The organism is Cupriavidus sp. 05L310 (genome assembly GCF_056398185.1).
On the sequence record NZ_JBFTOX010000026.1, the window covers coordinates 108,070 to 115,384 of the forward strand.

5 protein-coding genes and 1 tRNA gene are annotated in these 7,315 nt (G+C 63.9%); 3 read left to right on the plus strand and 3 right to left on the minus strand.

The window, feature by feature from the left end; translation table 11 throughout:
- Positions 1–7: 7 nt before the first annotated feature.
- Complete coding sequence (gene fusA, locus AC1DS6_RS19870; RefSeq protein WP_477102971.1) at positions 8–2,056, minus strand: elongation factor G; 2,049 nt, start codon at positions 2,054–2,056, stop codon at positions 8–10.
- A 483-nt stretch (positions 2,057–2,539) separates the two neighbouring features.
- On the opposite strand from fusA, the gene AC1DS6_RS19875 reads away from it, so the two are divergent.
- Positions 2,540–2,616 (plus strand) — tRNA-Arg (locus tag AC1DS6_RS19875).
- Between the two features lie 255 nt (positions 2,617–2,871).
- Here AC1DS6_RS19875 and AC1DS6_RS19880 read toward each other — a convergent pair.
- Together AC1DS6_RS19880 and AC1DS6_RS19885 are read right to left on the minus strand one after the other, a co-directional pair.
- On the minus strand, positions 2,872–3,873 hold the full coding sequence (locus AC1DS6_RS19880; RefSeq protein WP_477102972.1) for a lipase family protein: 1,002 nt from the start codon (positions 3,871–3,873) through the stop codon (positions 2,872–2,874).
- Positions 3,874–3,975: 102 nt separating this feature from the next.
- A complete protein-coding gene (locus tag AC1DS6_RS19885) occupies positions 3,976–4,677 on the minus strand; it encodes a TetR/AcrR family transcriptional regulator (protein ID WP_428180743.1) in 702 nt (233 codons plus the stop codon).
- Between the two features lie 312 nt (positions 4,678–4,989).
- Between AC1DS6_RS19885 and AC1DS6_RS19890 the strand changes: the two genes are divergently transcribed.
- Positions 4,990–6,714, plus strand: coding sequence for an AMP-binding protein (locus tag AC1DS6_RS19890; protein ID WP_477102973.1), 1,725 nt, complete (start codon positions 4,990–4,992; stop codon positions 6,712–6,714).
- A 73-nt stretch (positions 6,715–6,787) separates the two neighbouring features.
- The coding region (locus AC1DS6_RS19895) for an acyl-CoA dehydrogenase family protein (protein WP_477102974.1) at positions 6,788–7,315 on the plus strand (528 nt) is incomplete at its 3' end.

Consider the following 7,315-nt stretch of genomic DNA (forward strand, 5'->3'; position numbering starts at 1 on the left):
CGCACCGTCAGGCCGCGCCCTCCCCATGCGACTTGTGCTGCGAAGCCATCTGTTCCTGCTGGGCGGGCGGCACGGGTTCATAGTGACTGAGCTGGATCGTGTAGTTGCCGTGTCCGCCCGTGATGCTGTTCAGGCGTGACTGGTAGTCGTTGAGCTCGGACAGCGGCACCTGCCCCGCCACGACGACGCTGTTGCCGGCCGCCGTACGCGTGCCGCGCACCTGTCCGCGCTTGGCGGAGAGGTCGCTGATGATGTCGCCCATCGCCGTTTCGGGCATCGTCACCTCGATATCCACGATCGGCTCCAGCACACTCGGCCGCGCCTTGAGCACAGCATCGATAAAGGCCTTGCGCCCGGCGGCCGCGAACGCCACTTCCTTCGAATCGACCGAATGGCTCTTGCCATCGAACACGGTAACGCGCACGTCCTGCATCGGAAAGCCGGCCAGCGGCCCGCTTTCGAGAACCTGGCGGATACCCTTTTCAACGGCGGGAATGAACTGCCCCGGAATCGCACCGCCCTTGACCGCGTCGACAAATTCGAAGCCCGTGCCGCGCGGCAGCGGCTCCACGCGGAGCAACACCTCGCCGAACTGGCCGGCACCGCCGGTCTGTTTCTTGTGGCGGTGGTGCCCCTCGGCCTTGCCGCCGATGGTTTCGCGATAGGCGATCTTGGGCGGCCGCGTCACCACCTCGAGCTTGTACTGGTCGGTCAGGCGTTCGAGCGCGCAGCGCAACTGGAGTTCGCCAAGGCCAAGCACGACGGTTTCATTGGTGCCGGCCGGATGCTCGATGCGCAGGCACGGGTCTTCCGCGCCGAGTTTCTGCAGGACTTCCGACAGGCGCTGCTCGTTGCCGCGCCGCGCCGGTTCGATCGCCAGGCCATAGATCGGCCTCGGAAAATCGAGCGGGACCAGGTGGATGTTGCCGTCCTCGCTGGCATCGTGCAGCACGGCATCGAAGGCGATCTCGTCGATCTTGGCCACCGCGCAGATATCGCCGGGTCCGGCCTGCGGCACTTCGACGCGCTCCTTGCCCTGCAGCATCAGCAGATGCGCGATCTTGAAGGGCTGGCGGCCGTCGCCGATATAGAGCTGGCTGTCGCGCGAGACGGTACCCTGGTGGATGCGAAACACGGCCATTTTGCCGAGATACGGGTCCATCGTGATCTTGAAGACATGCGCCAGCACATGCTTGTCGGGCACCGGCTCGGCGCGAACGGCGACGCGGCGCTCGCCTGCGTCACGGTAGAAAAGCGGCGGATTGCCTTCGGTCGGGTTAGGCAGCAGGCGCACAAACACGTCGAGCAGTTCCCTGATGCCGGCGCCGCTGGCCGCCGACGTGAAACAGATCGGCACCAGGTGGCCTTCGCGCAGCGCCCGCTCGAACGGCGCATGCAACTGCTCCGGCGCGATCGCCTGGCCCTGCTCCAGATAGAGCTCCATCAACTCGGGATCGATCTCCACGACCTGATCGACGAGCGCGTCGTGAGCCGAAGCCACGGACAGGAAGTCCGCCTCGCCAGCGGGACTGAAAAAGCAGTCGGCGACCTCGCCGGCACGCCCCGCCGGGAGATTGATCGGCAAGCACTCTTTGCCGAAGGCCTCCTGGATGTCGGCCAGCAGCGCGGGCAGATCCGTCTTTTCCTTGTCGATGCCGTTGACGATGATCATCCTGCACAGCTTGCGATCCTGCGCCCAGGCCATCATGCGCCGGGTCGTCATCTCGATGCCCGTCTGCGCGTTGATGACGATGGCGGCAGTCTCGACTGCCGGGAGGACACTCATCGACAGGCCGGAGAAATCGGGATAGCCGGGCGTATCGAGCAGGTAGATGCGGGTGTCGCGATAGTGCAGGTGCGCGACCGCGGAGGTGAGGGAGTGGCGATATTTGCGCTCGAGAGGATCGGAATCGCAGACCGTTGTGCCGCGCTCGATACTGCCCGGGAGATGCAGCGCGCCTCCCTTGTGCAGCAGCGCTTCTACCAGCGAGGTCTTGCCGCACCCCGCGTGCCCCAGCAGGGCAATCGTACGAATTGCATCGGGACTATAAAGCATGGCGCGCCCTCGTCCGGCAATGTCAGTTAGACCATTATTGGCGATAGGGGCCGGGAACACCATATGGGGTGATACCCGCGCCGGGCCGGCGCGGTGGCGAGGCAAGCCGCGCAGTGGAATCGGCCGGCGGCGCGAGTGCCGCACGCCTCACCCGAAGCGTATTGGACGGTACGCCCACACCCCACGACACGCAAAAATGGGGATTACCCGGCGCAAAATTTCCCATTTCCGTAGGGGCGCCTGAGTTGTGTGCGGTCGGGCACGGCATTTGGCGCGCAACGCAGGTTCGCGTACGCGGGAAACGGCAACAAGGAGAGGGGCCATGCGTTGGTTCAGTTCGAGATATTCTGAACCCGCTCGTCGCGCGGCTTTATTCGCGCCATTGGCTGGGGTACGACAAGAGCCCGCCGCACATTCCGTGCATGCATTAACCAAAAATAGATTGCATTTTCCCACGATTGCGATATAGTTCTGCCCTCGCGTGCGGCTGTAGCTCAGTTGGATAGAGTACTTGGCTACGAACCAAGGGGTCGTGGGTTCGAATCCTGCCAGCCGCACCACCTATTTGTTTGAAGGGCTTCCAGTTATGGGAGCCCTTTTTCATTTGGGCTGCTGTGTGGCTACTGTGGGACTGCGCCGCGACCGAACCTGCCAACCCTTCAGCGCCTTGCATTCTGGCGACCATCCTGCCAGCGCTGGTGGGGTAGCCTGCAATCGCGGCGAACCGTGCCAGCAAATTCAATCGCGCCAGTCGCCGGGTATTTCGCTTCCGAACGTCGCTTCCGAACGGAACGCCGCAGCAGGCCGGACCTGGCCTATGCCCCGCGCAGGCGGTCCAGATTCTGCTGCACGAGGAGTACGTCCGTCACGATACAGTTCATCTCGTCATGGTTTGCCGTGAGCAGGCTGGCCCAGGAAACCTTGCCGGGCGCGACTCCCGCGTCCGCGGTGTAGGCGCCCAGGGCGCCAGGCGCCACCAGCGCCGCGTAGCAGACTGCGTGGTGATGGCAGAGAAGATCATCCCTGATCGTCGGGCCAACAGGCGGAATGTTCGGGTTGGGGAATGTCAACACGTCCCGGAGCGATCTGAAGCCGGCAATCTCTTTCGGCAGCTTTGGCACGGCGTCAAGCGCGTGGTTGATCACGATGTAGTTATCAACCCTGCTCTGGAAGTCATCCGCGAAGCCCTGGTCCCCAGGCCGCGGCGACGCAAAGAGACAGGCCGCCAGCTTGTCACCGCCGATACGCGCCTTCGCCAGGCCTAGCGTGAGATAGCTTGCGATGGCCGCCCCCAGGCTATGCCCCGTGACGACCAGCTTGTTGCCGTTTGCCACGTTCATGAGACTCGGAAGCAGCGGTTGGGCGTCCCCCGTGTTATCGGCGGCCAGGAACTGCATGGAAGTGAATATGCTCGAGAACCCCAGTTCGACCTTCCCGGCGGTCGTGACGGACGGTACCCCGACCAGTTCGCACTCTGCGTTGACCAGCCACTCAAGCAGACTGGCCGTACCCCGGACGACGACGAAGTCCGTGCCGGCACCGAATGGCTCCTTCAGCACGACACCGTAGCAGACCCTCTCGGCCAGTATGTGCATGCGCCGGTCCAGCCCGAGCAGCACATCGCTTGCCACCAGGTAGCCGGCCACGGCCTGCGTCGCAACCAGCCGGGCAAACAGGGAATCCTCAAGCCCCGATGGCCTGAGACTGGCCTTGCTTGCGCGGCAAGCGTTGAACACGTCCGCGATCAGCAGCGCAAGCTCGCCGACCCTGTCGATCCGCAGGCCACACTCCTGAAAGATGATCTCTTCGTCAGTCATTGTGGTACTCCCCCGTTGCGGACTATCTCTAGCGTAGCCTACGGAACGGGCGGCATTGGTGGCGAGTGTGGAGTCCTTGTCCAAGGCGCGGAACACCTGGCCCTATACCGGCCCGCCGCCCGCCCGCCGAAAAGCCGCCCCCACCTCGCCATAAAACTCCCGCAACGCCACTACCTCCAGATCCGGCGGCAACAAGGCCGGCCAGAGCAACGCAACGATGTCCCTGGCGGTCCGCTCGATATCCACCGGCCGCTGCCTGGCGATCGCATCCCAGAGAATGTGCTCCATCGGCCCAAAAATCGCCGAACGCAGCAAACTCAGCGGCAAATCGGTGCGGATCTCCCCATTCTCCCTGGCCCGCGCCAGCATATCCATCAGCGGCGCCGTGTAGCGCCGTTGCAGCGGCACGAATACCTCGCCCAGCCCGGGCCCCTTGGCGCGGCCCTCGGAAAGAACCAGCGCGCACAGGCCGGTGCCCTGGATCAGGAACAGCCGTAAATGGGTCCGCACAAAGAACTCGAGCTGAGCCTTGGTGGTCTGGTCACGCGGCATGCCCTCTTCCACCGCCGCGATGATCTCGTCGTACCAGTCCTCGATCACCCGCACGCATAGCTCGCGCTTGCCGTGGAAGTAGGTGAACACGGTGGCCTCGGAGATGCCGAGGCGCTGGGCGATCTCGGTCGTGGTGGTCCGCTCGTACCCCATCTCGGCAAAGACTTCGCGGCTCACGCGGAGGATGTCGCGGATGCGTTGTTCCGCCTTGGCGCCCGCGGGAATGCGGCGCCGCACCATGATGTCGTCCATCGACGTGTTACCTCGCTTGCCGGAAGCCGGCGATTATAGTGCGGCGCCGCATGAAAACGTGCGCCCGGGCGTGCCTGTGCGCCGCCTCGACCCTGTCATCGCATTGTAATTGATCTTTACTCAAGTCTAGGTTGCAATTTTCCGGTCTAGCGTGTACTTTTCCACTCAACGCTACTGGTCCGGCGCGTGGATGGCAGGCCCAGGGACAAGATAATATGCGCACCCCGAGACTTGAGCCTCGCTCAACAAAGTTGAATAAAGCTCAAGAAATCAGGTAACAGACATGATTGCGACAGCGCTTTGGAGACAAGTATGACCACACAGGGTGCCGCTAGCCCAACCACTTTGCCCATTGGCGGGCTCTCCCACGTACGGGGCCGGACCGACATCCCCCTGTCCGAACTGACGGTGCCGGCCTTGCTCGCGGAAACCGTGGCGCGTTTCCCGGACCGCGAGGCGGTGGTGTTCCGCGAGCAGGGAATCCGCTGGAGCTGGCGCGAGTTCGCGCAGGTGGTGGATGCCATGGCCGGCGGCTTGCGCCTGCTGGGCCTGGAGCGCGGGGACCGGATCGGTATCTGGTCGCCGAACCGCGTGGAATGGCTGGTGACCCAGTTCGCGACGGCGCGCCTGGGACTGGTGCTGGTGAATATCAATCCGGCCTACCGTTTATCGGAGCTGGAATACGCGCTGAACAAGGTAGGCTGCAAGGCGATCGTGGCGGCGGAGTCGTTCAAGACGTCGCGTTACCTGGAAATGCTGCAGACCCTGGCGCCGGAGCTGCAAAGCTGCGAGCCGGGCGCGTTGCAGGCGGCGCGCCTGCCCACGCTGCGCTGGGTGATCCGCATGGGCGGCGAGCGGACACCGGGCATGCTGAACTACGATGCGCTGCTGGCACATGGCACTCACGCCATCACCGGGGAGCTGGACGCGATCACCGCGCAACTGGATCGCAACGACCCGATCAATATCCAGTTCACCAGCGGGACCACCGGCGCACCGAAGGGCGCCACGCTGACGCACCGGAACATCGTCAATAACGGACGCTTCATCGCCATGGCGATGCGGTTCTCCGAGCAGGACAAGCTTTGCATCCCGGTGCCGTTCTATCACTGCTTCGGCATGGTGCTGGCCGTGCTGGCCAGCGTGTCCACCGGCGCCTGCATGGTGTTCCCTGGCGAGGCGTTCGAACCGGCAGCCACCATGGCGGCGGTCAGCGAGGAGCGCTGCACGGCGCTGCATGGCGTGCCGACCATGTTTATCGCGCAGCTGGATCACCCGGATTTCGGGAAATACGACTTCTCCACGCTGCGCACCGGCATCATGGCTGGCTCGCCCTGCCCCATCGAGACGATGAAGCGCGTGATCTCGCAAATGCACATGGCGGAAGTGACGATCGCCTATGGCATGACCGAGACCAGCCCGGTTTCCTTCCAGAGCTCCACCACCGACCCGCTGGAAAAGCGCGTGACCACGGTCGGGCTGATCCAGCCACACCTTGAGGTCAAGCTGGTCGACGGCGCGGGCGAGATCGTGCCCGTTGGCGAGAAGGGCGAGCTGTGCACCCGCGGCTATTCGGTGATGCAGGGCTACTGGGACGATGAACCGCGCACCCGCGAGGCGATCCGCGATGGCTGGATGCATACCGGCGACCTCGCCACCATCGATGAAGAGGGTTACTGCAATATCGTCGGCCGCGTGAAGGACATGCTGATCCGTGGCGGCGAGAACGTCTACCCGCGCGAGATCGAGGAATTCCTGTTCCGCCACCCCAAGGTGCAGGCGGTGCAGGTGTTCGGCGTGCCCGATCCCAAGTACGGCGAGGAAGTGTGCGCATGGATCGTGCTGAAGCCGGGCGAAACCGCCACGGAGGACGATATCCGCGCCTTCTGCCGCGACCAGATCGCGCACTACAAGATTCCGCGCTATGTCCGCTTCGTGAGCGAGATGCCCATGACCATTACCGGCAAGGTGCAGAAGTTCGTGATGCGCGACCGCATGACACAGGAACTCGGACTCGACGAGACCAAGACCGCCTGACTCCGGCCCGGCTTCCACCTGACATCGGGCTGCGCTTCCCGCAGCCCCACTGAACAACATAACGAGCACTCCTATGAACGAACTTCCAGGCCTCAATTTCCACCTCGGCGAAGATATCGACATGCTGCGCGAATCCGTGCGCAACTGGGCGCAGGCCGAACTCGCTCCGCGCGCCGCAGAGATCGACCGCACCGACCAGTTCCCGATGGACGCCTGGAAGAAGATGGGCGATCTCGGCGTGCTCGGGATCACCGTGGCGGAGGAGTACGGTGGCGCCAATATGGGCTACCTGGCCCACATGATCGCGATGGAAGAGATCAGCCGCGCTTCCGCCTCGGTCGGCCTGTCCTACGGCGCGCACTCCAACCTGTGCGTGAACCAGATCCACCGCAACGGCACCCCCGCGCAAAAAGCCAAATACCTGCCGAAGCTGGTCTCCGGCGACTGGATCGGCGCACTGGCCATGAGCGAGCCCAATGCCGGCTCCGACGTGGTGAGCATGAAGCTGCGCGCCGACTTCAAGGGCGACCGCTACGTGCTCAACGGCACCAAGATGTGGATCACCAACGGCCCGGACTGCGATGTGCTGGTGGTCTACGCC

Excerpts from the sequence above, each read along its gene's own strand:
- fusA (WP_477102971.1), bottom strand. The coding sequence starts at position 2,056 with ATGCTTTATAGTCCCGATGCAATTCGTACGATTGCCCTGCTGGGGCAC.
- AC1DS6_RS19890 (WP_477102973.1), top strand. The coding sequence starts at position 4,990 with ATGACCACACAGGGTGCCGCTAGCCCAACCACTTTGCCCATTGGCGGG.
- AC1DS6_RS19885 (WP_428180743.1), bottom strand. The coding sequence starts at position 4,677 with ATGGACGACATCATGGTGCGGCGCCGCATTCCCGCGGGCGCCAAGGCG.
- AC1DS6_RS19880 (WP_477102972.1), bottom strand. The coding sequence starts at position 3,873 with ATGACTGACGAAGAGATCATCTTTCAGGAGTGTGGCCTGCGGATCGAC.